We start from the raw sequence: 24,025 nt of genomic DNA, 5'->3' as shown, positions 1-24,025 counted from the left end.
GATTAATTAATTAACAATTTGAAATTTAAATGACCTTTACGTTATAATAATGTCTTTATAAAGCGAATTCTTCTCAAAAGAATTAAAAAATCATTTATGTGGTAACAACAATGTATTTTTATTTAAAATTACCGAAACTTTTACCGGAGTTAGTAGAAGCGCTTAAAACTATACCTAAATCTACTACTGAACTTGATTTAAGTTCTAATAGCTTAAGTTTTAGGAATGTTTTAGAAATTAAAGTAGTAGTTAAATCTCTTCCAGATACAATCAGCCGATTAAACTTAAGCTCTAATGGCCTTGGTTATAAGAAATTAGCAGATTTAAGAGATATCTTTCTAATACTTCCGCCTAATATTAATGATCTAGATTTAAGCGAAAATAATATAGGTAGAGCAGAGTTAATAACTATATTACAATCTCTTCCTGAATGCATTACTCATATTAACCTAAATGGAAATCATTTTAGTAGTACAGATTTAATAGAAATTTTTAAAGCTATACCCCCTACAATTGTTGCTTTAAAACTAGATTCTTCTCATCAAGATGTAAAAGCGCTTCAAACTGCCTTAGCATCTGTTTATAAAATTAATCCCTGCCAGTCGGCTCATTTAGCAAAGATATCAGGTCAAAATAGTGAGGTACCGTCTTTATTTAAACAAGTAGCATTTTTTGCACATACTAAGAAACTGATTTCTAACGAGCAAGAAAAAAAATTACCCTTTGAAGTCCTTAACATTTTGAATGGCTTTAAATAAGAAACCTAATAATTTATTGAATTGTATTAAAATAAGTAAAGTTATATGACTAATGAATTACCTTTCAATAAAATATTTTTTAAAATTAATTCTGTGGTATTATTTTGCGTTTTGTATGATATTCTGATAATAGAATTGCCATTAATATCATTAAAGCACCTACAAAAATTGAGCAGTTATCTTCTCCTTCAAATATAGGGCTGCAGTTATTGTAGCAAAAACTGGTTCAAGGGAAAAAATTATTGCTGCTTTTGATGAGCTGACATATCTCTGAAATTTCAACTGTAATATAAAAGCTATAATTGAAGCAAAAATACTACAAAATAAAACTGAGACCCATACATTCATTTGTTGCGGAAGTCTGATTTCATTTGTTAAAAAACTAACTATGCCAACTACAATACAAACGAAGATTGATTGCAAAAAGGTTAATGTTAAAGTCTCATGAATACGAGATGCTTTTCCAGCAATAATAATATAACTTGCAAAACAAAAGGCACAATAAAACCCAAATATCACCTTGATTAATAATTAGTCCATTAGAAAGAGTAATAAGACTGATCCCAACAATGGAAAGAGCAATTGAAACTATTAAATATACAGATGTATAACTTCTGTTTAATAATGACTCAATCAAAGCAACTAATACCACAGATAATCCTGTAATAAAACTTGCAGTTGACGCAGTAGTATAAAAAAGACCAACAGTTTGAAAAATAACAGTACCAGCTAATGATATACCTAATGGTATACCATAATAAGTATTCTTTTTATTAATCTTAATTTTTTTAAAAAATAAAATAAAAAGTAATATGCTAGCAATGCCAAACCACCAGTATAAAAAATTAAAAGGATTAAGGGTTGTGACAGCATCTTTTATAAATGAAAAGGTCATCCCCCATAACATCGTAGCTAATAATATTGCACTTGTCCCAATGACCTTTTTATTATCTTTCATAAGAATTGTTTAGCATCAAATTTAATCTCTAATAATATGATTTAATATTAGGGTAAGTGCTAATACCTTAAAATCTATAAATCCTTTGTATAAGTTTAAAATTTTTATATCTTTTTTGATATCTCGTTAGCTTCTTTATTATTAATTTCTACTAATTTATTTTTAAAAAAACTGAATTTCTTTTGTCTGCTTGGCAATTGATTTTGATCAAGATTATCTATCATTGTTGGCCCCTGTGGAGGACTTGCATTAACTAAGATACCTGGACGCGCTTTAAACATTACTTTTGAGAAAGTAATATTATCTTTCTTCGCTTCCATTATATAATCACCTGGAGGAACATTGGTGAAAGCAACACCACCGTCAAGCGAGGTAACATTTAAGTTTTTACTAAAAGGGTTGGTTTTGTGAATAACTGGAAAAATCCCAAAATAAAATGGCTTTGTTTTTATTTCCGGAGATAAAGTTACTGATACACCAGCAATACCTTGAGGAATATCATCTAAAGTAGTATTTGGTGGAGTAATAGTTGCCGTAATCTGGCTTGCTTTGACATCCTCTTTAACGCCCATTGCTAAAGAAAAAAATTTATAGGCCATATTTGAAGGAACTTGAAAAGAAATATTATTCAAAAAATTACTGTTGTTTATACCATCGGGTGGAACTATAATTGTTGGAGTTTGGGTTGTCTTATAACCAGACCAAAAAGTACCTGGCTTTTCAAAAACTAAAGTAATAGGCTCTCCTATGGACCATTCAAAAGGCCCAAATTTTCCAGCTAAGTCAGTCTGAAATCTTAATTGCCTATTTTCAAGAACCGTAATTGTTGCATTTGAAATTGGGTTGCCAGATATAAATGAGCGAGCAAACCCCGATACTAATGCCTTATCTTTCATTTCTAAATTCCATTTAAATTTATTAATTTAATAATATTTCGTTAGCCTTATGTAAACAAGCTAAGATAACACGATTTAATTTGTTGAAAAAAATTAACTATAAAATAAGAGTAGAGTATGGTTGAAATAGAATAGCTTATTTTTTTATTTATAAAACGAAATAAGCTAATAACTAATAAGGGAGATTGTTCCCTCTACAAGAAAAATTTTTCTAAAATTAATTATTAATTTACATACTGCGTAAAAACAAAACTTGTTTTTTCTGATTTTGAACTTTAAAATAACTAGCCATTAGAATTCATCAATAACCACTTAAGTTAGTTATAGCTACTTTAGGAAACTTAACTTGCAATCTGAACCTCAAATAAAGAATATTAATAATTTAAGTAAGGATATGTTTTTGCTTGATTTAAGTCAAAGTAATCTTGGTAATAAAACAGGTTCAGAATTGAGAGAGATATTTTCTGGTATTCCTGCTCATGTAACTGCATTGGATTTAAGCTGGAATTTTTTTTACCTTCGAAGCTATAAAGAACTAACGAAAGCATTTAAAGCCATAGTTGTTAATGTAACTTCCCTCACTTTAACTTGGAATAATTTTGCTAAACAAACGGGTACTGAATTAGCAAAAATTTTTACCTCTTTTCCTAAACACATTAACACCATTTTTATAAATGGTTTTTGGAATAAAGTTGGAAGTGAACTTGCACTAGCATTAGCTTCTATTCCACCTAGTGTAACTTCTCTTGGATTAAAGAAAAACTATTTACATGAGGTGTCAGAGGAAAATTTAGCTCGACTTAAAGGTTGCTTACCTTATATAAAAACTATTCAACTAACTTATAATGAAGTTCAAGCAATGTCACCTCACCGTAGGCAGATGATTAAAGAAATTTTCCCTCATATAAAACATATTATCTTTTTAGATGATCAAGGAAATAAAGTAGTAAACTCTAATTCATTTATTACTTCGCGTTACAAATGGGAACTTGGGGATAAAAACCTCCCCCCAACTTTACTAAATTGGGCTGCTTTTTATACAGTAAAAAATAAAACTAAGTTAAAAAATGTTCCTCAAGAAATTGTAGATCAAATAAATACCATCCCTAAGAATTTCTTTAGTTAAACTAGGAAAATGGAATACATAGCCAAATGATGATTAAAGAAGCGATATAACCTATAGCCCAAAAAATTGAGCGCAAAGTTGACCAGTTAAGTAAATATAAAGCATGATATAAACACCTAATGAGTAAATAAGTTATTGCTAATATTTGGATCGCATAACCTGTATGTTTAGTAGCAATAGCTGTTAAGCATGCTGTTGAAAAGATAATAAGAGATTCAAAACTATTTTTATGTGCAGCAAGAGCTCGTGCTCCCCAACCTGTAAGTGAGGCTTGTTGTATTCTTGGATTATTATTGTCATAACCTCCTAATTTATTATTCATGGCAAGAGCTACTGGGATCTTGGCTAAATAAGGAAATAAACAAGCAATAAAAAGGCAAATAATTATAATAAACATATAAACTCCGAGAATTAAGTATTAATTAATACAATTAAAAAATTCATTCTTACTCGATAAGAAAACCATACATGGTCTATTTTTTAGCTTTAAAATTGAATGATTGAAAGCTGATTATGAATTAATTTAATCTTATATACGAATTTAAGCTTTTATTTTTAAAATCCTCTATTAAAGCCGCCATCACAAACTAAATTAGTACCGGTAATATGATTAGAACTGTCTGATAAGAAAAACTCTATAATTACTGCTATTTCTTCTGGAGATGCATATTTCCTTAGCGGAACATTTGAAGTAGATTCTCTATATTGCTCTTCAAAAGAAAGATTTTTTTCAATGGCTTTCTCTTGCATATTCTTAATTCCTTGTTCGGTCATTACCCCGCCAGGCGAAATACTATTAACCCGAATTCCTTTTGGACCTAACTCATAGGCTAGAGCTTTTGCCTGAGCTAGCCACATTTTTCTTAAAACCGAATAAAGAGGTTTACCAGGCATATACTGAACGGAAGCAATTCCAGAAAGAATAACTATCTTTGCAGATTTATTTAAAAAGGGCAGTATTAAACGGATTAATTCCATGGGCCCAATAAAACAAGTATTGAAAAGTTCTTGCCATTCATAGGAAAATGGTAAAAATGAAGCGGATGTCAAGGGCTTAGGGGTAATAATAACTACGCCATTAAATTTAGGCTGAGGAGGTCCTAATAAATTAATATAATTTTCGATGCTAATAAGATTAGCAAAATCGATTGTGTGAACATCTATGCTCTTGCTTGAGGTGTTTTGTAGCTCATTTTGCAAGTGAAAGAGTTTAATTTTATCACGGGAAAGTAGTGTAAGCTGATACTCTCTTTTGAATAAAAAATGAGATAATGTTTTCCCTATCCCTCCGGTAGCACCTGTAACAATAATATTTTTTGACATATATTTATATCTAAATTCAATCAAATTAATTTGAGTAACATAATTAATTATAACAGTAATCTCTTAGACAAAGAATTGCAGTTAAATTTAGAGGTAAGCTATGAGTTAGAAGCGCTGTAGAAAAGACTCCTATTTCACGCAAATTATTAAACGAGGCTTAACTATTTAGTTCTATATTAATACCAATTTAAAAGCTTGAATCCTAACTATTCCTAAAATTAAATTATACCGTAATAATTTAAATTATTAATATTTTAATTTTTCTTCGCAACAATTGCATAGATATGCCAATATTTATTATTACCTAAAGCATCTGTTCCCTCTTTTTTTGTCTCTGCAAACCATTTAATGTCAAATTGCTTGAGAAGATTATTTAAATCATCCATGCTCCAGAATGTCATATTAAATCTGTTTGTCGTATTCCAACTATCCTTTACTCCCAAAAATGTTCCTGCAAAAATTCCACCAGGAGGTAATGCTGTTAGGATTAAGCTCCAAAATTTATAGAAGGAATCGGATTTTAAAAAATGAAGGCTATAGTTCGCATTAATTAATGAGGCGAATGGAAGAGATGTTACAGATTCAAAGTTAGCTATCCTCATTATTAATCTATTCCTTAATAATAATGGACATAGCGCATGTAGAGTTGTTATTGCTTCTACGTTGGCATCAATTGCCAACACTGGCCATCCAAGCTCTAATAATTTAATTGTATCTGCTCCTGTACCACATCCAAGATCAATTGCTAAGGGAGCAAAGTCTAATTTATTTTTGTAATTTAAATAGTCAATTGCTTTAATTAAAGGTTCTCTCGGCTGCATAATTTGTTGGGTAATTTGATAATAATTAATCCAATTTTTTTTATTCATTTAAATTTCCAAATTGGTTACCGCCGGGTAACTAATTGACTGAGTAATATGACTTTCGTATCTTTAGAAATCATTAATTAATAATAAAGGAAATTATATGAAAGAAAAAATCATTAAAAAAATTGTTCAAAGGAAACTTTTAAAAAGAGGTAAAGGATGGTGTGGTCCAGGAACATGTATAGGATAGTAATTGTGAGCATCCTGTTTTAAAAATAGGATGCTTTAAATAATAGGATACTTAATATAATGTATAACCCTAGATTAAAGCTAATCACCGCCTATAAAAATGATAGAATTACCGCGCGTTATTCTAAAGATTATCCTAATGCTAAAATGCATTCTAAAGAAGCTTTAAAGGAATTAATGAAGTTTATCTGGCTTTGCCTTAAACATAGCTCAGATAGAGAAAAAGATCCTAATAATCCTTTATTAAATTTTTCTTGTATCATTCATCCAGAAATGGCGGACATTGATAATATGTGGCATACATTTATTCTCTTTACCAGAGATTATCTTGACTTCTGTAACCGGTATTTAGGCGGTATATTCTTCCATCACGAACCTATAACTTCCGAAGATAAATCAGATACAAATTATGAGCATGAATTAAATCTATACTTATCATATGTATATGATAATTTAGGTAAAAGCACGTTATTAAAGTGGTTTGGATAAAATAATAGTTAAAGCGATTTTAAAAATTTACTCTCCGCAGTCAGTATTGTCTCGATATTTGCTTCAGTCCATGTTTTAAGTGCGTTAAGAATAATACCTAGCTCATGTCCTAAAGCTGTTAATGAATATTCGACTCTCATAGGTAAAACAGGAAAAGGTTTTCTATTAATAAACCCTAGGCGCTCTAACTTACTTAGTGTTTGAGTTAGCATTTTAGGAGAAATACCGCCAAGTTCTCGCTTTAACTCACCAAAGCGCAAGGTTTTATATAAGAGTAAATTGATAATTAAAATTGACCATTTATCACTGATTTTTTCTAAAACGTTACGCGAAGGACATTGCTCATTATATACACAAAAATTCACTTTAGACATATAAGTGCTCTTTTACTTGAGTTAATTCCAATTATAAACTAATAGGCATAACCTAAAGATAGGCTCCCAAATTAGCGAAATATTTTTATAGTGTAGTATCTAAACTTACAATATTAATTTATACAAAAATTCAAATAGATTTTATAATTATACAAAAAGATAAAAATTATTTAGGTATTAATTTTTGTTAAACCATCTTTATTAAAATGTTTTACACAGAGTTATCCCCAGAAATTGTGAATAATTTTATTTAGAGCCCTCATTAAAGGGAAGTTACTAGATCAGAAAATAAGTTCGTAATTAATTGTAGGTCTAACATAATTGCAGGACAGTCACTTCTGGGCTTTATTGAAATAGCAAAATTCTATTTTTAGATTTATAAGCTATCTTCGCTATGGACGCAGGATGGTTAACTGTAAATATACAAAATGTTTTTATCTGGATTTGCTAGGTAAATTATAGTACAGATTTATAAATTTAATGTATACTAGTATATTCCTATATATACTTATATATATAAATATATATTACATTAAGCTTCATTCAATTATTAATTGTAATTTATTATTTTTTATAAGCTCATCAAGGCCCTTTCGCAAAAGATAATTCATAATTCCTTGCTTATTTCCATGACAATAATGAGCAATATCATTGGCTATATCTTTTTTTAAATACAGTAACACAGGCTTTTTCTCACACTCTTTTTCTCTATCAATCTTTCCTGCAAATGTAAGCAAGATATCTTCCTGGGAAGGCTTTTTAACTGCTTCTTTTGAATTATCAATGTTATTTGCATCCTCAATAAATTCATCTACCGTTTTAAATTGTTTACTTTTAATTCTATTTTTATAATGAGATCCTAATGTCATAATAAAACCTCTTCTTCAAGCTTTGCCATTTCAGTTATTGATAAGAATTTCTCTTGATATATCTCTTCATATAAAGAAATAATATCGTTACTTGCTTTATGTAGATATTTTTGCGCCCTATAAGGAGGAAGTTGTTTATATTCGTTAGCTTCAAATTCAACTACAGACCAAGAATTAGAAATAGAATATTTAAAAGATACACGGTGACCAATAGTAGTATTACAAAGTAAAAGCGTAGGAAAAGAATCTTTAATAACCAACCTTGCTTCTTCTGTTGTTTTTGTTTGAGCATGTGTCGAACAAGCATTTAAAATAATATAAGTTTTTAAATTAGGATTATAAGTATGTGATAATTCTGAAAGCTCTTCGATTGTTTCAAGCGTATCCATATCAAACTCAGATGGCTGTATAGGAGAGTACCAGTTTGATACAGATTTAGCTACCAAAGCTGATCTCAATTCTATTGAGTCTCGACCACCTACATCAACAATAATATCTTCATATCTTGAAGATAATCTATCTAATTCTGAATTTAGATGTTTACCTAAGATACTTATACAAGTTATCTCCGGCTTTACGCCATTTTCATTTCGCCTATCAAAAAATCTAGCGCCTGAACGTTGTTTATCAGCATCAACAAAGAGTACATCATGCCCTTTTAAAGCTCTCATAATTGCCATATTCACCGCAACAGTAGTTTTTCCTGTACCTCCTTTTTCTCCACCTACTACAATAACATTCGACATTTTGGCTCCTATTATTTTTTTAATCAATCATAACAAGCCAATATATATATGACAATATACCATCATATACCAGTATATATTAATATATATTCGTATATATTAAACTATATTAGGCATACATAAATTACCTTAATATATATTAAGGTAATTTAATATAATATAGTATATATTTATACTTAATTTTCAATAAGTTACGTTAAAATCTCATTTGACAAATTCGCTAAAGGAAAGTATAAGATCTAGTTAGGAAAGCTATATTTTAAAAATAATTATTTGTTAGTTAGATTAATATTAAAACAAGGACTAGCGAAAGCTGAGTAAAAAGGTGATTAAGAATGATAGATAAGAAAATTTGATTTTAACTTTAGAAGCCAAATTAGTGGGCAAACTAATTTGGCTTCTAAAAAAACATAAAACTGGGAACAAAGCTAAAACCTCCAAAGGTTATGAAATAGTTTTCATAGCTCTTGGATCTCTCAACTTTTATTTTAGCTATGTTCCTCTAAAAATTCAATAAGATAAGGAAATTATCTATGGGGAACTTATGTTCAATTTTTCATACACATTTTAAAAAATTGATGTTCTTAACTGATAATCCTAAAAAAGCTGTATTTTTAGATAAATGTATCTACTGGTGGCAAATATCTAAATACACCTTAGGAAATAATCAAATTTGGTTTACACGAAGTATTACAGAGATAGCTAATGAGCTAGCAATATCGGAAAGAACCGTCGGACGTTATCTAAAGGAACTAGTAAATAATGGTCTATTAGAAAAAACATGTAAGTTAAGCGCATCTAATAAAAAAGGGTCTTTCAAAGTTACAAAACGACTTTATATTCGCATAACTGATAAGCTGATTCACTCTTTACAATCTACTGATATAAAAAAGATTCCTATTTCCCAAAAAATCGAAACTGAATCAAAGGGCTGTTCTTTTTTGTACCAAAATGACCGAATCGAAAAAGACAATCTGTCAACACCTATATATAAAGATCAAAACTATAATTATTTAATTAACAATATTGTTAGTCAAAAGGATAAAATAGAAAATAATATGTCAAAATCAGAGGTACAAAGAAATTATCCCTATTTTACTGTAGAGAAAATAATAGGAGAACGGATAGATGAGCAAACTAAAAACTATATTAAAGGCATGATGAGCAACTTGCAAAAGCAACACCATATAAAATTTTCCTCACCGGAACAGATTTTTGCAGAGATTGTTTTCACAGTTACTAATCAAGCACAGTTAAAAAATGTTGAAACTACTCGCCATAAAGTCCAAATTATTGCAAAATTATTAAGAGAAAAGCGTTGGCTAACCCCTAAAGGTTTTTATAATCATACAGATTATGGTTATTTTTTTAAAAAAGTACCACATACTAATTTAAAGTATAAAAAAAATAACTTGCTTCTCAGTAAAAAAGCTCAGCTAGAAGAAATTAATCGATTAATCGCTTGTGAACAGCGTCATTTAAAAGAAATTTTATATAAACAGGATCAGAAAAATTCCATAAATGATTTACTTATTCAAAGTATCGGAAAACGTTGCGGCCAATTAAAACTAGAAGCTTCATTATTAAAGAAAGAAATAGAAGAATGCAAAGATGCTATTCAGCCTCTACTTGAGAAAGAGACTAATCAATTACACAAAAGAACATATCTAAATGAACTGCTAGTTAGGGCAGAGCAATTACGTTTACAAGTTAATAAGCAATTTGAAAAATATTGTTTCACTTTAGAAAATAAACAAGCTGAACCTCATCTTCATGATGAGGAGTATAAAAAATATGAGCAATTAAATCAGCAACTAAATTTCTGCGAAATGGAAATTTCAGACTTAGAATATAATTTATATATTAATGAAGCTGCTTAAAATTTAATAGAAGCAATTTAAAAATAATATATTTTTAAACCTATATTTGAGAGATAGGTGTCTAACAATATATCTATATAACTTAACTTTTATAATCAAATAGTATTTTAGGAAAATTATTAACTTAAGCTATAGAAGCCATAATAATGAATAAATAACCACTATAGGTAGCAATTTATAAAATTTATAGTTAAATTAATTCTATCTTTATAAGATATTAAAATTTAGCACATTAATAATATTAAATTAGATTATTAATAAAGTTTCCAAAATCAAACTAATTTAACATTATATTAAAGCTAAATTTGCCGCAATTCACTTAAATCTATCAAGGTTAGCGTCAACATAAATAATTATAGTAACGGCCAGCTAAAAAGGGAGAATTCCTTAATGTCAACACCTTGCTCAGTCAGTTTAGTGAAATTACGATCTCCCGAATGTGAGCTTGCACCATGCCCGCTTTATCATAAAGAGCTCTAAATCATTTTAGGCATTTGGTGTAAAGCGACTTCGTTGTTATATCTGGAATAAAGGTTTATGACGAGGCATGCTATTTCACTTTAAGTGATTAAGGTAAACTTGTAAGGCATCGCACAATTTTTTATTAGTTAAGTACGCATAGTGTTGTTTTTCTCCTTTGTCATAGCTCGCTTTAAACACACCTCATCAAGTAGTTAATAATGGCTATTAGCCACATCGGCAGTAGTTAATAAAGCAATTTCTTTGACCCACAAACCCAAACCAAACGAGCAATAAATTAAAGTAACATTTCGTATGGCTAGTGAACTATCTTTAGCTATTGAGAGTAATTATTTGAATTCAGCATCCGCTCTTATCTTTCTTTCGGTATTATTTTATTTTTTATCTAAAATCCTTAAATGTTATTGATTTATATAAAAAAGGAACTCTTGATAAAAATAAAAATTTTCTATCTTCTAAAACTATTGGTGTAACTAAAGAGTTCCTAAAATAGGTAATTTAGGTTGTCTTTGTTTTTAAATTCTTAATCTTAGTTTTATTAATGACATTTGTGGAAAAGGAGGAAATACGGATCAGAGTAATCAACAAAAACGCCTCTTTCTTGTAGTAATTCCATTATTTCTATAGATGAAGATTCACGTACGTTATCAACATCTTTTTTCTAGGCAATGCCAAGTACCAAAATACGACTATTTTTATAGCATTCATAGCGTGAGCAACTTTCTTAACGACTCAGTGGGGCATGTGGCTATTAATCTCACCAGCTAATTCTATAAACGAGTGTGTATTACATAATTACGTGCCTTCCAGGTTAAGTAAAAATGGGTCAAGGAATACTATGTCCACCAATTCCCGGGCCTGGATTACAAGCTACCAAACCTTTCAGTTTTGTAGCTACTGCTTCAATGACTTCATGAATATCAATATCAATTTTATCAGCTAGTATTTTAATTTCATTAACTAATCCAATATCTATAGAACAATGAGTATTCTTAAGAAGTTTAGTCATCTCAGCTACTTTTATATTAGAAAATAAAACAATATGGTGAATAATTGAAGAATATAGAGCCCAATCTGCAGTGCAATGTTCAGTATTTCCTCCACATACTTTTGGAATAGTTGCTGTAGAAAATTAGGGTTACCTGGATTTTCACGTTCTGGTAAATAGACAAGAAAAATATCCTGCCTATCCAACTTTTAGGCTTGTATTTTCAATCCTAGGCTTTAATCCCTCTTGTGCCGTATTAGGGATAAGTTGTACTTTCAAGAGAAACTAATTGTTCTTTTTGGAAAAAAGCTACAGGGAATCTATCGTTTGCAAAACAAAGCTTACATCAAGTTCGCGGTATTTATTTAAAGGCGTTGGCACATATAGTATGATAGTATCAGCTTCACTAGATTTCGAAAAAATCGGAGGTAGCAATAAAAAGTTTTTTAATCTTATTAATTCCTTCATTAGGGACATGCTTCATATGTTTTCCCTCGATTTAACAAATTGATCAGTATCAATTACACAATCTTGATTTTATTTAATTAAATTACTGGGTTATCTACCTTATAGTAGGATTTATACCAATCGACAAAATTTTTAATTCCTTTAGAGATTGGTGTATCCGGCTTAAAATCTATCCATTGATTAAGTGCTTCGGTATTAGATGCTGTTGCTGGAACATCGCCAAGTTGCATAGGCAAATAATTCTTTTGTGCTTGTATACCTAGGGCTTCCTCTAGGGCGCTAATGTAGGATATTAAGGGAACTGGATGATTATTTCCAATATTAAAAACTCGATAGGGAGCATTGCTAATTGCTGGATTTGGATTTGCTGCATCAAAATTGATATGGGCTGTTGCAGGCTTACGGGTGATTCGTATAACTCCTTCTACAATATCATCAATATAGGTAAAATCTCTTACCATTTTGCCATGGTTATAAATATCAATTGGTTTATTTGCTAGAATAGCTTGCGTGAATTTAAATAAAGCCATATCTGGACGTCCCCAAGGACCATACACTGTAAAAAAACGTAAACCAGTAGTGGATAAGTTATATAAATGACTATATGTATGTGCCATTAACTCATTGGCTTTTTTTGTTGCAGCGTAAAGACTTATTGGATGATCAATATTTTGGGATTCATCAAATGGCAAGGAAGTATTGCTACCATAGACACTAGAGCTGCTGGCATAAACTAGATGTTGGACATTATTGTAGCGGCACCCCTCTAGAATATTCATAAAACCTTGAATATTTGAATCAATATAAGAATGAGGATTTATCAAAGAATATCGAACGCCTGCTTGAGCAGCTAAGTGAACAACTTTTTGCGGCTTTTCAGTAATAAATAGTTCTTTAATCGATTGTTTATCACTCACATCTAACTCATAGAATTTAAAATCCGGACTAGAATTTAGCTGATTTAGGCGCGCTTTTTTCAAATTCACATCATAGTAATTATTAAGGTTATCAACACCTATGACTTCTTCTCCATCCAGTAAAAAACGCAAAGCAGTATGCATGCCAATAAAACCTGCACAACCGGTAAGTAAAATTCTCATCTATGTCCTTATTTGCCGCAGCGATTATTAAATTAACTATATCAAAGGGGGTGCATTAAATAAACAGTTATGTCAAATTATATCAAAATAACAGTAAGCTTTTTGGCTGCAAAATGATTAAAATTAATAACTGAATTAATTGAACTTTAATGAATATCTAAAACTTGTATTAATTCATTTACTTAAATAGCTAATTTAATGGAAAAATATATTTAAATTATTTAAGGATATTTGATTCTACAACCATTTATGTAGTCATTTTTATTTAATGATTAATGTGCTAAAAAATATTTATAAGTTTATTCATTTTTGTGATAGAAAGCCAAGTCTAAACACCTCCCATAATAATTGATAAAAAAACAACCAAAAAGTATTTAAAAATATCAATGATTTTGATATAATTATCCTATGTCTTTAAATGAGGTTAGGGTTATGGCAGTTACAAAACCTGCGGATTCTGCAGAACTACCCCCAATTACGTCTCCTAATTTTCTATTATTATCTGATGCTAGTGGCGATCAAATTACCTTAAATGAATCAACTCTTAGCAAGTGGCTTAAAGGGAATTTAGGTGAAAAATTTATAGCTCAACATGGATTACAAGACTCAACCCAAGTTATTTCATTCTTAAATACACATTCAGGAAAGATTGTACGTGAAATGATCCTAGAAGAATTAATTAAGATTGCCAAGCAAGAGGAATTTGTTTTTAAACAAATAAATCTAGAGCTGGCGTATAAACAGCAACTTTTAGCCTACTTGCTTCTTAAATTAGCTTATAAAGAAGATGAACAATTTAAGAGATTTTGTGAAACTGTCCAGGCTCAGATTGATAAGCTTTTAAATAAAGATAAAAGTTCTTCTAAAGGCGTAGAAGCTGAAATTCCATTATACTTATTAAGTCAATTAGAGAATCTAGAAAAACAAGCATATGATATAAAGCTTGCTTTAGAAGCTACAAAGGTCGAATTAACTAAAGTTGAGAAACAGTTACAAGAAATTGATTATGCTAGAAGTTCAGTTGTTCAACATCGTAGTGATTTTGAAATTCTTCTTGGCAATTTGCCAGATATCACTAATGATTCAATCTCGCTTGATCTATCAGATAGGCAAACTCAGATAGAGGATAATTTAGTTTCTCTACATAGAGTAGCTGATGTTCATTTGAGAACTATAAGTCCAAATCAAGGAGTACCCGCACCTACTCCTGTACTAGCAACTAGCTATCACAATTTACATTCACAGACAGCACATGTTAGAAATATAGTTGATACAATATTAGCTCGACGTAGTGCAAACAATAACGCAGTCAATATGTATATTGACGATAGCCAACTTTCTCCAAGTAGCCTCCATGCTATTGCAAAACAATTGAGTTCTCTTTTTATGGAAAATAGCCAAAATTATTTAAATCATTATGATAAAGAATATCAAACTTTGAGAGGCACACAGAAAACTCTACAAAATAAAATTAATACTTTTGAAGATAATCTTAAAACTATAAAAAGAGAATCAGAAAAGACTGAAAAACAATTAATGGATAAATACCCAAGTTATAAAAGATTAAAAGAGCGAGTAGGTAGTTTAAGCCAAGCACCAGGTTTCTTTGCTGATTTAACACCAAGTAATAGTAGGGACTCAGAAAATTTATCTCATGATTCTAGTCATAGAAATTTCAAAAAATAACCAGACTTAAATTATGGATTGTTCTTACAACCAACAAATAGTTAACTATAATAGTTATTTATTTTAAGAGTTATTAGCTCTAGAAATGAAGAATTTCTTTAAGCTCGTTACCTAAAGATAATTCATTAATATTAGAGTTATTTTTACTAACATAAAAGGCAGCCCAATTAAGAAGAGAGGGCGGATTTTGTTTATCACCTAATTCCCAAGCATACCGTTCAGATAACTGAATATTCTGGTTGGCTATTTTTTCACTATTTGTATTTACAAGCTGTACCTTCTCAATATTGGTAAATACTGCTTTCAAAGCCTGTCTTTGTAAGTTTGTCATAGCATAAACTTCACTTAAGCAAAATGAGATTTTTTTTATATATTGTAAAGAATTTTTAAGGATTAATAATTTATGTGCGTCAAGTAAATTTATGCCATTTTTTTGCAAGTTGAGAATTGTAACCGTTGAGGGGAGGGCGTTAAATATGTTTAATAATTTAGCTGCCTTTTTTAAATTTAACATGTTTGAACTTAGATTCAGCTCAATGATATTATTAAGTGCTTTAAAAGCTTCTATTAATTTTGTTGTGGAGAGAGTGCCAAAAAAATTCCCACTTAAGTTAAGACTATTAACTGTTGAGGGGATAGCTTTAAATATTTTCTCTATATCTGTTGTCGGTGTACTCCCTAATGCATTCTGGTTTAAATCCAATTTAATAATTGAAGAGGGAATTGCCTGCAATGCTTGCGCTAATTCATCTGAAGTTCTGGAATTAAGTATGTTCAGGCCCAAGTTAAGAGAATATACGCTAGCAGGAATGGCTTTAAATATCTGTACTAATTCTTCGGCAGTCTTTAAACCTAATCTAGTAAGTGTTAAATCAAGATCAACCACTGTAGAAGGTATAACTTGAAACGCTTGAATAATCTTTTCTGTTGGTATTTTACTTAAATCACAGCCCATTAAGTTGAGTTTAGATACACTTGAAGGCATAGTTTTAATTGATTCAACCAGATCAACATTAACATATACTTTTATTCGGTAGTGCATTTCATTTTAATTTGCTTCTTAAAGCCAGAGAGTATCACTTTTTCTGCAGTGAAAAAATATTATATCAACTAAAATCATGTAACATGAACAATTTTAAATATTTATATTACTCTTAATTTAACGAACTTTTACACTTAAAGTATTAGAAGAATTGATATTTATAATGTTTTTATATTCGATCATTATACGTTAGAAAAATAAGGGCAGAGGGTTAAAGAAGGCCATTCTAAATTAACTACTAGTTGAAGATGAAGTACACATTATTTATCAATTTTTTGCAAAATTAATTATTTTTACAGGATGCTAAAGGTGTTGGCGCTACAATTTCATAAAAATGATTAAAATAATTTTGCTTGATTGGAGTAGTTCCTTTTTTACCAGCATTAGGGCCAATGATAAATGTATCTTTTTTAGGTATCCCTGCAAGTTCATAAGCCTCTATATCTGTCATGGCATTACCGTAAGCACGTATAATATTTAACTGTTTTTCTTTTATGAGATCTTTTAAATAATTGCCTTTAAATTGTGCTGTGCTTTCTCGTAACAATAGTGAATTTCTAGTCTTCAGTGGCCAGGGAGGATAAAATAAGATATTTTCTAACCACTCTCTAGATACAGAAGCCATCCAATAAGGACGTGCAGTAAGAAAAATTATTTCATACCCTTTTTGCTTATAAGCATCTAATACTTCTGCTGCATAATAATAAGGAGCAGCTATTGACAATGATAAAAAATCTTTAACTATTTCAAAATCGGAAAGAGTTAACGTCCCATCAATGTCAAAAACTATCGCTTGATGTTTAGGATTAATTATACTGATTAAGCCATCAGCTGAGCTTCCATCTCCTTCTACGAACATACGAACTAAATAATCTCCAGGTGTTAGTCGTTGGTTTAAGGGTATAAATACCTCGCCATTTAAATCCGTTTTAAATTTTCCTAAATAACGCCATTGCTTAGTATGATCTGCATAAAGATAAGTATGAATATACTCATCTTCCAAGTCCTTATGCAAAACCCAATCATAATCAAATTTTGCATGTAACACGGCAGGATGATGTTCACTCAAAATTAAATCATGGACAACATGAAAGGGCTTAAATAAATTACTTAAAATTACATTCCTATAGTGCCTAAATTTTTTGATATCTGGAGGTATAAGATAAGGCGCCTCATTGGCTAAATTGATGTTAGTACAACGATCAATTTTTATAAAGGAGTTAGTGATATTTATACTATAAGCAAAATTGAAATTTCCAAGCAATATCAAAATTATTAAGTATTTTTCAATTTTCATTTTCCTTTTTTCCTTTAACAATCCATCCCTAATTCTTTAAAGACATAATTTGCTCTAATAGAAGCTCAGTAACGTTAAAGGTTGAATGAAGCACTTTATTTAAATAAAATGGTTTATTTATATTAAATACATTTTCTTAGTCTGGCTTGTGTTTAATTATATAACAATTTGAGAATTAATAAAGCAATAATATAATTAATTGATTAGTTTTTTTAAGTTACAGAGCCTATTCTTAATAGGCTACTTAGTAGAGAAATATTTTAATTTTCAAATAATTAAGCTTAATTCCGCCAAATTATTTTTGCTTAAATTTAATATTAAAATTTCACTAATATCAATTTATGCTTTATTTTCTTACAATGTTATTTGCGATTGCTCATAATAATAGCAATTTAAACAAAATTAATTACCAGATTAATCTCTAATGCTAATGATCTGCTCTAGTTTTGATATATATCATTGAAAAACCCTCTACCGTTAAACAATATATTAACTATCTTAAAGTGTGTTTCGTTTTGTAGTAGTTTAAAAGAGGTTGAGAGAGAAGAAATTCTCTGTGATAATTATCACCTTTGTTTAATAGGGATATTAATGTGAGTAAGAAGATTGGCTTAGTATGTCTCTTTCTAGCCTTCCCTCTGCATGCAGGCACTATTGGTGAATTTATTTCTTCTGATTACTCATGGTTTGCTTCTGTAGGAACAGGATTCTCTTGGACCGAAAAGCCTGGTATTTATAATCCTGATCCTGCTCAATGGGATCCTGCTGTTGAAGGTTATGATGCAAGCCTTGGTGATAGAGGGTTTTATACTTTCGCTATTGGCATGAAAGCTCTAGAATTTATTGATGTAGGAATTAGCTATCTAAATCATGAGGTATTTAATTATCAAAAATTTCAAACTGGTGAACAAACTATTCAAACTGCGTTTACTGGAAATGCTAGAACTCGTTTTTTCCAATTAGATAACCGTGCTTTATTGATTAATTGTCTCTTACATTCTTCTCAAAACTTAGCTAACTTTAGAGTTAATATTATACCTTTTGTCAGTGGAGGTATAGGATATGCCCACAATCAGGTATATAATTTTTATACAGTTGGCAGCACTACCGTAGCAGATACTGCTATTGGCTCTACAAGTTCTATTGGTTCTGCAAACAATACAAATAGCTTTGCTTGGCAAGGCTCCGCTGGATTAAGCTTTAATCCGAATCAAAGTTATTTAGGAATTAATATTGGTTATCGGTATTTTAATGGTGGAAAATTTAATACGTCATCTAAACTATATACTAACTCTAATGGTATTGTTAATACCAAAAATTGGAGTGGCTACTTAAAAGCAAATCAAGTTTTTTTTGAACTTCAATATTGGGTATAATTAACACAAGAATTTATCTTATCTCAAAGTAACGTTTCTAAAATTAATTTAAAATTAGCTATTGGCTGAAGAAGAAATAGAATATGTAGTGTTCTTTTCTAAGCTCAGTCTTTCTGGCTTAGGATTAGGAAATAAACCTACATTGTTTAATGTACTAGCTATGTTGATTCGTTCACTTACAACTTGTTCTAGTCGCTCAATTTGAATTTCTTGTTGGTTTAATAGAGAACTATGGTCTTCATTGAGACGCTCAAAATCCATTTGTACTTTACATAATTTATTCCCTGTCTCCAACAAACTATGAGCAAAGTGTGCTAGAGTTAGCTCCTCATTTGTTACGAATTCCTGTAAGCGCTGCTGAAAATAAGTGCGCTGCTCTTTATCTGTAATTATTGTTCCTGATAATACTTGTAATGAACCCTGTAAAATATTAGTGACCTGTTTTGCTTTCTTTAATTCTAACTCAAGTGTTTCATTGGTTTGATTTAATTGAGCAATTTGTAATGATAATTCAGCTTGCCTAAGCTCTGTAGATAATGTTATCTGCTCTAATTTTAAGCTATATTGCTCTAATAAATTTGCTTGTTCTTGAACTCTTAATGAGAGTTCTTCAACAAGACATTCTAGTTGATTTTGTGTTGTATGAAGCTCTTCCTTTGCTTTGGACAATGATATCACTTGCTCTTTCATGCCATTCATTTCTTTATGTAACTTTATAAGCTGATCAGATAAAATTTGTCTCTCTTGATGTATTTTTTCAATTTCAAGCCACAATTGGCTATGTAATTTATTAAGTGAAGTTATAACTTCTGAAATAATAGTTGCAAAACTTAAGAATCCTTGCCTTAACTTTTCTTTATCCTTTTCACAGTGTTTATAATGATTATTAAGAAAGAAACAACTTACAGTAAACATAAAAAGAACACTTAAGCTTACAACAAGCAACGGGATGAGATGTAACATAAGAGCTGCAATAAACATGGGGGCAATGAGAACAGTACCAAGAACAACTTTTTGCCACGCAGCCAATTTACCCCAAAATATAGCGACCCGTGAGAAAAGGCTTGAATTTTCTGCAAAGGTATTAATTAATTTATCAAAATCAGTTTTTAATTTTTCTAATAATTTCTTATTTAAATTAAGTTGATTAAACTGAATTTCATTAGAATGATACTTTGTATAAGCAGCGGATAGATTAATATTAGCTTGTTTTAATTTTTCATCAGTAGCACTGTCTTCCTGCGTACCTGTTAAAATTGGCATACTTTCCTTTCCTATTAATTTTAATAAATGACAGCTGATTAAGAAAGTCCATTGGCGAAGATTCTAGCGAATAATTTTAGCTCAGTCATTATTTTTTAATAACACTATGCAAAACATACGAAGACTAACTTGATTATAAGTTTGTATTAAACTAGGGTGTCAGAAAAACCTAAAATCAAAGCCTGTCTATTGGCATAATTGAACTAAGGAGAAGCAAAAGCTTCTCCTTATGAATCGCCTTAAAATTAAATGCTTTAATTTTTATAAATTATTATGAAAAAATCCTATAAATCTTTCTTATTCCCGATTATTTTATTTAGTTCAATTTTACTTGGAGGTATTACGGGATATTGGCTAGGTCCTAAAGGTCATTACTTAAAACCCTTTGGTGATATCTTTATTAACTTAATTCTTACTACTATTGTTCCTTTAATCTTTTTTAGTATATCTTCTGCTATTGCGCGCACTTCCTCTCTAGGTAAATTAACCACTCTGATGTTTTATATGGCCGCAGTATTTATCTTCACAAGTCTTATTGCTGCTTTATATGCTTTATTAATAGTATCTCTCTTTCCACCGGCTCCAGGAACATATATACCCTTTAATTTATCTGCATTAAGCAAGACCCCTAGTGTTTTTAATCAAATTGCAAGCATATTTACGGTGTCTAATTTTTCAGAGCTATTATCTCATCAACATATGTTAGCTTTAATTGTCTTTTCTATGATAATAGGTACAGCAATAACTCAAATCGATAAGCAAAAAGGCAGTTTATGTCTTGAAATTTTGTATGTTGGGGAAGCTGTGCTGATGAAGAGTTTTAACCTTATTATGTATTATGCGCCTATCGGTTTTTTTGCTTACTTTGCAGTTTTAGTCAGTGAACTAGGCCCTCAAGTTATAGGGAATTACCTACGCATTACCATTCTTTATTACTTTTCGGCTTCTCTTTATTTTATTATGGCATCAACATTATTTGCTTTTCTTGCCGCAAAGAAAAAGGGAATACTGTTGTTTTGGTCTAATATTTCCACTCCTATGCTAACTGCATTAGCAACATGTAGTAGTGCTGCAAGTATTCCTGTTAATTTAGAAGCAACAAAAAAAATGCACGTACCTTCTGAAATTGCAGATATTACTATACCATTTGGTTCTCTCGTTCATAAAGATGGTTCAGTTATTGGCGGTATATTTAAAATTTCTTTTTTATTTGGCTTATTTCATTTAGATTTCACTAGCCCTAATATACTTCTTACAGCCGTAGGAATTTCCCTATTAGTAGGTACGGCTATGGGTGCAATTCCTAGCGGCGGCATGCTTGGCGAATTATTGATTCTTAGTGCCTACAATTTTCCTCCATCTGTGTTAATTGCGATAGCAGCTATTAGTGTACTGATTGATCCTTTAGCTACTATGCTAAATGCGACAGGCAATAGCGTTAGCAGTTTGATGATTTCTCGGTTAATGTGTGGCAAAGAATGGCCACAAAAGACCTAATAATAAATTTTAAGGCTGTATTTATTTTTATATTTTAATTCATTTAAAAATTATTTTTCAAATTGTTAAAATAGCTCCATTACTCCCATTGTAATTTTAATAGATTCTAGTAAAGTAATTTAATAATAATCCTTCACTTTAATAATGAAAAAATTCCTTCTTGCGCTTCTTTATCTCTTTACTTTTAGTGCTTATGCTATTTGTATAAAAAATCAAACTGATTTTTCGATATATTATGAAATTCAAAACCAAAACACACATTTTCCTATGCCTAAGGTAAAATTTTATAGTGGAGTTGTAGAATCACATCAGCAAAAATGCCATGCACATTCTCAAGATGAAGGTGATGATTGGAAAATCTATCGTTTTGATAATATTAAGATATTTAAAATAAATGAGAATAATGATCATAAGTTAGCTTGTTCACGCCAAGTAGAAGGAATTCTTAATTTTTTAGAAATTGATTATCATCCTTGGTCTAATCAATGGTGGTGCCTTGATAGAAGTGATTATGAAGATTAATAAACTTCTTTAATTAATAAGTAGGAATATTAGTCATCACTAATTAGAGGCTTCAGATCTTATGTAACTAGATTGCTTCTCCATACTAATTCTAGAAAATAGTACTGATAATAGATACCCATTTAAGCCGCTCTGAAAAATCTAGCAACCTTTAGCCATTTAATTATAAAACCTATGAGCATAGCTATTATGATAGTTTACAACTTACTTTGATAAAAATAAGCGTTTATCGTACAGTAATTTCTATCTCATATTGATGCTATTAGGAAGGAATTAGTGAAAAAATATAAATTTTATAAACAATTATACTTCCAAGTCCTCATCAGTATTATTTTAGGAGTTTTAATAGGATATTGTTACCCACAGTTAGCAATACAAATGCGGCCTTTAGGTGATGGCTTTATTAGGCTAGTAAAAATGATGATTACACCAATTATTTTTACTACGGTTGTAAGCGGTATCGCAAGCATGAAAAATATAAGCGAAGCGGGTCGTATTGGTATTAAAACACTTATCTACTTTGAGCTCATTACGACCGTTGCACTATTAATTGGCTTAGCTATTGCTAACTTATATCGCCCTGGTATGGGAATGAATATTGATGTACACAGTCTTGATAAGACAGCTATAGCAAATTATGTAGTGCAAAATTCTAATTCTGATACGGTTACTTTTTTGCTTAATATTATTCCAGATACCTTTATTAGTGCTTTTACTAGAAGCGATGTATTGCCTATTTTATTAATAGCTATTTTATTTGGCTTCGGTCTTCTACATGCAGGTGAAAAAGTAAAATCTATCACGCGTTTTATTGATTTATTTTCTACAATCTTGTTCTCCATAATTGGTTTTATTATGAAAATTGCTCCTATAGGAGCTTTTGGAGCCATGGCCTATACAATTGGCGCTTACGGTATTCATACACTTCTTGCACTTAGTCAATTATTAATTGCAATTTATATAACAAGTTTGCTGTTTATTTTTATTGTACTGAACTTAGTTAGCAAGTTAGCAAACTTTAGTTTTTGGAGCTTCTTAAGCCTTATAAAAGAAGAATTATTAATTGTATTTGGTACATCGTCTTCTGAAGTTGTATTACCACAAATGATCAAAAAATTAGAACAATTTGGCTGCGCTAAAAGGGTAGTTGGATTAGTTTTGCCTGCAGGTTACACATTTAATTTAGATGGGACATCTATTTATCTGACTATTTCTGCTTTATTTATAGCTCAAGCCTTTAATGTTGATTTAACATTTAGCCAGCAATTAACCATTATTGCAATTTTATTAATAACCTCTAAAGGTGCTGCAGCAGTAACAGGCGGTGGATTTCTGGTGCTAGCTTCTACTTTATCTACATTGCCGTCTATTCCTTTGGAAGGGCTTGCTTTATTGTTAGGAATAGACAGATTTATGGATATAGCACGCTCTATAACAAATTTAATAGGTAATGGCGTAGCAACTATTGTTCTTGCTAAGTGGGAAGGCGATTTTAATGAAAGTACAAATAAAGCGCTCGCAAAAAAAGCCAAGGCAATCTTATCTACTTAAGTCATAAAATAAAATTAAATAGTAAATCGCTATTCATTTTAACTAATATTAAATTAGTAGCGGTCCCCATAAATCTTAAGCGTGATAAGGATGGGTAAGTTTACTAAAGGCGATGAAGGCACCAGGATTGGTAGTAGCATCATCATTGGGAAAATACAGTTTGCTTTTATCCAAACCTAAAACTGGCTTCAACTCAAATTTTGTATATTCATGAAATCCATAGTGTTTATAAAAAGCCTGAGCTCCATAATTAGTATTACGTGTATATGGAATAATGACCT

At 30.4% G+C, this 24,025-nt stretch carries 23 protein-coding genes and 1 pseudogene; 9 read left to right on the top strand and 15 right to left on the bottom strand.

The window, feature by feature from the left end:
• Window positions 1-110 precede the first annotated feature (110 nt).
• On the top strand, window positions 111-758 hold the full coding sequence (locus tag ACQUW5_RS13350; RefSeq protein ID WP_444991762.1) for a leucine-rich repeat domain-containing protein: 648 nt from the start codon (window positions 111-113) through the stop codon (window positions 756-758).
• Window positions 759-917: 159 nt separating this feature from the next.
• Here the strand turns inward: ACQUW5_RS13350 and ACQUW5_RS13345 are convergent, their stop codons facing one another.
• The 3 genes from ACQUW5_RS13345 to ACQUW5_RS13335 all read right to left on the bottom strand — a co-directional run bounded on the left by ACQUW5_RS13345 (window position 918) and on the right by ACQUW5_RS13335 (window position 2,612).
• Window positions 918-1,277 carry a DMT family transporter gene (locus ACQUW5_RS13345; protein ID WP_444991761.1) on the bottom strand — a complete coding sequence of 120 codons (360 nt, stop codon included), beginning with the start codon at window positions 1,275-1,277 and terminating at the stop codon, window positions 918-920.
• Window positions 1,201-1,716: an EamA family transporter gene (locus ACQUW5_RS13340; protein ID WP_444991760.1), complete on the bottom strand. Its 516-nt coding sequence runs from the start codon at window positions 1,714-1,716 to the stop codon at window positions 1,201-1,203. The genes ACQUW5_RS13345 and ACQUW5_RS13340 overlap by 77 nt, the downstream gene beginning before the upstream one ends.
• 104 nt (window positions 1,717-1,820) lie before the next feature.
• Complete coding sequence (locus tag ACQUW5_RS13335) at window positions 1,821-2,612, bottom strand: carboxypeptidase regulatory-like domain-containing protein (RefSeq protein WP_444991759.1); 792 nt, start codon at window positions 2,610-2,612, stop codon at window positions 1,821-1,823.
• A 346-nt stretch (window positions 2,613-2,958) separates the two neighbouring features.
• Between ACQUW5_RS13335 and ACQUW5_RS13330 the strand changes: the two genes are divergently transcribed.
• The gene (locus ACQUW5_RS13330; protein WP_444991758.1) at window positions 2,959-3,738 is read left to right on the top strand and encodes a hypothetical protein; all 780 of its coding nucleotides are present in this window, start codon (window positions 2,959-2,961) and stop codon (window positions 3,736-3,738) included.
• A gap of 1 nt (window position 3,739) precedes the next feature.
• Here the strand turns inward: ACQUW5_RS13330 and ACQUW5_RS13325 are convergent, their stop codons facing one another.
• From ACQUW5_RS13325 to ACQUW5_RS13315, 3 genes are all read right to left on the bottom strand, one after another.
• Window positions 3,740-4,135 carry an MAPEG family protein gene (locus ACQUW5_RS13325; RefSeq protein WP_444991757.1) on the bottom strand — a complete coding sequence of 132 codons (396 nt, stop codon included), beginning with the start codon at window positions 4,133-4,135 and terminating at the stop codon, window positions 3,740-3,742.
• A gap of 158 nt (window positions 4,136-4,293) precedes the next feature.
• Window positions 4,294-5,061 (bottom strand): SDR family oxidoreductase, encoded by a 768-nt coding sequence (locus ACQUW5_RS13320; protein WP_444991756.1) that lies wholly within the window; start codon window positions 5,059-5,061, stop codon window positions 4,294-4,296.
• Between the two features lie 254 nt (window positions 5,062-5,315).
• Complete coding sequence (locus tag ACQUW5_RS13315) at window positions 5,316-5,930, bottom strand: class I SAM-dependent methyltransferase (protein WP_444991755.1); 615 nt, start codon at window positions 5,928-5,930, stop codon at window positions 5,316-5,318.
• Between the two features lie 246 nt (window positions 5,931-6,176).
• On the opposite strand from ACQUW5_RS13315, the gene ACQUW5_RS13310 reads away from it, so the two are divergent.
• Window positions 6,177-6,605, top strand: a complete 429-nt coding sequence (locus ACQUW5_RS13310; RefSeq protein ID WP_444991754.1) for a UCP032817 domain-containing protein — start codon at window positions 6,177-6,179, stop codon at window positions 6,603-6,605.
• Between the two features lie 8 nt (window positions 6,606-6,613).
• Here the strand turns inward: ACQUW5_RS13310 and ACQUW5_RS13305 are convergent, their stop codons facing one another.
• From ACQUW5_RS13305 to ACQUW5_RS13295, 3 genes are all read right to left on the bottom strand, one after another.
• Window positions 6,614-6,979, bottom strand: coding sequence for a winged helix-turn-helix transcriptional regulator (locus ACQUW5_RS13305; RefSeq protein ID WP_444991753.1), 366 nt, complete (start codon window positions 6,977-6,979; stop codon window positions 6,614-6,616).
• Between the two features lie 539 nt (window positions 6,980-7,518).
• Window positions 7,519-7,848 carry a hypothetical protein gene (locus tag ACQUW5_RS13300; RefSeq protein WP_444991752.1) on the bottom strand — a complete coding sequence of 110 codons (330 nt, stop codon included), beginning with the start codon at window positions 7,846-7,848 and terminating at the stop codon, window positions 7,519-7,521.
• Window positions 7,845-8,594, bottom strand: coding sequence for a division plane positioning ATPase MipZ (locus ACQUW5_RS13295; RefSeq protein ID WP_444991751.1), 750 nt, complete (start codon window positions 8,592-8,594; stop codon window positions 7,845-7,847). Before ACQUW5_RS13295 ends, ACQUW5_RS13300 begins: the two co-directional genes overlap by 4 nt.
• 578 nt (window positions 8,595-9,172) lie before the next feature.
• On the opposite strand from ACQUW5_RS13295, the gene ACQUW5_RS13290 reads away from it, so the two are divergent.
• Window positions 9,173-10,474 (top strand): hypothetical protein, encoded by a 1,302-nt coding sequence (locus tag ACQUW5_RS13290; RefSeq protein WP_444991750.1) that lies wholly within the window; start codon window positions 9,173-9,175, stop codon window positions 10,472-10,474.
• A 1,018-nt stretch (window positions 10,475-11,492) separates the two neighbouring features.
• Here the strand turns inward: ACQUW5_RS13290 and ACQUW5_RS13285 are convergent.
• From ACQUW5_RS13285 to ACQUW5_RS13275, 3 genes and pseudogenes are all read right to left on the bottom strand, one after another.
• A pseudogene (locus ACQUW5_RS13285) lies at window positions 11,493-11,603 on the bottom strand (hypothetical protein); the annotation flags it as partial.
• Between the two features lie 177 nt (window positions 11,604-11,780).
• A complete protein-coding gene (locus ACQUW5_RS13280) occupies window positions 11,781-11,963 on the bottom strand; it encodes a hypothetical protein (RefSeq protein ID WP_444991749.1) in 183 nt (60 codons plus the stop codon).
• Between the two features lie 524 nt (window positions 11,964-12,487).
• Entirely contained in the window at window positions 12,488-13,510 is a 1,023-nt protein-coding gene (locus ACQUW5_RS13275) for an NAD-dependent epimerase (RefSeq protein WP_444991748.1), read from the bottom strand.
• Window positions 13,511-13,942: 432 nt separating this feature from the next.
• Here ACQUW5_RS13275 and ACQUW5_RS13270 point away from each other — a divergent pair, with 432 nt between their 5' ends.
• Complete coding sequence (locus ACQUW5_RS13270; protein ID WP_444991747.1) at window positions 13,943-15,196, top strand: hypothetical protein; 1,254 nt, start codon at window positions 13,943-13,945, stop codon at window positions 15,194-15,196.
• A 79-nt stretch (window positions 15,197-15,275) separates the two neighbouring features.
• On the opposite strand, the gene ACQUW5_RS13265 is transcribed toward ACQUW5_RS13270, so the two are convergent.
• Both ACQUW5_RS13265 and ACQUW5_RS13260 read right to left on the bottom strand, forming a co-directional pair.
• Window positions 15,276-16,238 carry a leucine-rich repeat domain-containing protein gene (locus ACQUW5_RS13265; protein WP_444991746.1) on the bottom strand — a complete coding sequence of 321 codons (963 nt, stop codon included), beginning with the start codon at window positions 16,236-16,238 and terminating at the stop codon, window positions 15,276-15,278.
• 283 nt (window positions 16,239-16,521) lie between these two features.
• A complete protein-coding gene (locus ACQUW5_RS13260) occupies window positions 16,522-17,535 on the bottom strand; it encodes an LNS2 domain-containing protein (protein WP_444991745.1) in 1,014 nt (337 codons plus the stop codon).
• Between the two features lie 593 nt (window positions 17,536-18,128).
• On the opposite strand from ACQUW5_RS13260, the gene ACQUW5_RS13255 reads away from it, so the two are divergent.
• A complete protein-coding gene (locus ACQUW5_RS13255) occupies window positions 18,129-18,911 on the top strand; it encodes an outer membrane protein (protein WP_444991744.1) in 783 nt (260 codons plus the stop codon).
• A gap of 54 nt (window positions 18,912-18,965) precedes the next feature.
• Here the strand turns inward: ACQUW5_RS13255 and ACQUW5_RS13250 are convergent, their stop codons facing one another.
• Window positions 18,966-20,174, bottom strand: coding sequence for a coiled-coil domain-containing protein (locus ACQUW5_RS13250; protein WP_444991743.1), 1,209 nt, complete (start codon window positions 20,172-20,174; stop codon window positions 18,966-18,968).
• A 273-nt stretch (window positions 20,175-20,447) separates the two neighbouring features.
• On the opposite strand from ACQUW5_RS13250, the gene ACQUW5_RS13245 reads away from it, so the two are divergent.
• The 3 genes from ACQUW5_RS13245 to dctA all read left to right on the top strand — a co-directional run bounded on the left by ACQUW5_RS13245 (window position 20,448) and on the right by dctA (window position 23,744).
• On the top strand, window positions 20,448-21,671 hold the full coding sequence (locus ACQUW5_RS13245) for a dicarboxylate/amino acid:cation symporter (RefSeq protein WP_444991742.1): 1,224 nt from the start codon (window positions 20,448-20,450) through the stop codon (window positions 21,669-21,671).
• Between the two features lie 144 nt (window positions 21,672-21,815).
• Entirely contained in the window at window positions 21,816-22,193 is a 378-nt protein-coding gene (locus ACQUW5_RS13240) for a hypothetical protein (RefSeq protein WP_444991741.1), read from the top strand.
• A gap of 276 nt (window positions 22,194-22,469) precedes the next feature.
• Window positions 22,470-23,744 carry a C4-dicarboxylate transporter DctA gene (gene dctA / locus ACQUW5_RS13235; protein ID WP_444991740.1) on the top strand — a complete coding sequence of 425 codons (1,275 nt, stop codon included), beginning with the start codon at window positions 22,470-22,472 and terminating at the stop codon, window positions 23,742-23,744.
• Window positions 23,745-24,025 lie beyond the last annotated feature (281 nt).

This window comes from Legionella pelazae (genome assembly GCF_052527395.1).
This window is presented reverse-complemented; position numbering and strand designations above follow the sequence as displayed.

What these genes read in the sequence shown, in the direction of transcription:
- ACQUW5_RS13350 (WP_444991762.1), top strand. Translation starts at nt 111, where the DNA reads ATGTATTTTTATTTAAAATTACCGAAACTTTTACCGGAGTTAGTAGAA.
- ACQUW5_RS13340 (WP_444991760.1), bottom strand. Translation starts at nt 1,716, where the DNA reads ATGAAAGATAATAAAAAGGTCATTGGGACAAGTGCAATATTATTAGCT.
- ACQUW5_RS13335 (WP_444991759.1), bottom strand. Translation starts at nt 2,612, where the DNA reads ATGAAAGATAAGGCATTAGTATCGGGGTTTGCTCGCTCATTTATATCT.
- ACQUW5_RS13325 (WP_444991757.1), bottom strand. Translation starts at nt 4,135, where the DNA reads ATGTTTATTATAATTATTTGCCTTTTTATTGCTTGTTTATTTCCTTAT.
- ACQUW5_RS13320 (WP_444991756.1), bottom strand. Translation starts at nt 5,061, where the DNA reads ATGTCAAAAAATATTATTGTTACAGGTGCTACCGGAGGGATAGGGAAA.
- ACQUW5_RS13315 (WP_444991755.1), bottom strand. Translation starts at nt 5,930, where the DNA reads ATGAATAAAAAAAATTGGATTAATTATTATCAAATTACCCAACAAATT.
- ACQUW5_RS13310 (WP_444991754.1), top strand. Translation starts at nt 6,177, where the DNA reads ATGTATAACCCTAGATTAAAGCTAATCACCGCCTATAAAAATGATAGA.
- ACQUW5_RS13305 (WP_444991753.1), bottom strand. Translation starts at nt 6,979, where the DNA reads ATGTCTAAAGTGAATTTTTGTGTATATAATGAGCAATGTCCTTCGCGT.
- ACQUW5_RS13300 (WP_444991752.1), bottom strand. Translation starts at nt 7,848, where the DNA reads ATGACATTAGGATCTCATTATAAAAATAGAATTAAAAGTAAACAATTT.
- ACQUW5_RS13295 (WP_444991751.1), bottom strand. Translation starts at nt 8,594, where the DNA reads ATGTCGAATGTTATTGTAGTAGGTGGAGAAAAAGGAGGTACAGGAAAA.
- ACQUW5_RS13290 (WP_444991750.1), top strand. Translation starts at nt 9,173, where the DNA reads ATGTTCTTAACTGATAATCCTAAAAAAGCTGTATTTTTAGATAAATGT.
- ACQUW5_RS13280 (WP_444991749.1), bottom strand. Translation starts at nt 11,963, where the DNA reads ATGACTAAACTTCTTAAGAATACTCATTGTTCTATAGATATTGGATTA.
- ACQUW5_RS13275 (WP_444991748.1), bottom strand. Translation starts at nt 13,510, where the DNA reads ATGAGAATTTTACTTACCGGTTGTGCAGGTTTTATTGGCATGCATACT.
- ACQUW5_RS13270 (WP_444991747.1), top strand. Translation starts at nt 13,943, where the DNA reads ATGGCAGTTACAAAACCTGCGGATTCTGCAGAACTACCCCCAATTACG.
- ACQUW5_RS13265 (WP_444991746.1), bottom strand. Translation starts at nt 16,238, where the DNA reads ATGCACTACCGAATAAAAGTATATGTTAATGTTGATCTGGTTGAATCA.
- ACQUW5_RS13260 (WP_444991745.1), bottom strand. Translation starts at nt 17,535, where the DNA reads ATGAAAATTGAAAAATACTTAATAATTTTGATATTGCTTGGAAATTTC.
- ACQUW5_RS13250 (WP_444991743.1), bottom strand. Translation starts at nt 20,174, where the DNA reads ATGCCAATTTTAACAGGTACGCAGGAAGACAGTGCTACTGATGAAAAA.
- ACQUW5_RS13245 (WP_444991742.1), top strand. Translation starts at nt 20,448, where the DNA reads ATGAAAAAATCCTATAAATCTTTCTTATTCCCGATTATTTTATTTAGT.
- ACQUW5_RS13240 (WP_444991741.1), top strand. Translation starts at nt 21,816, where the DNA reads ATGAAAAAATTCCTTCTTGCGCTTCTTTATCTCTTTACTTTTAGTGCT.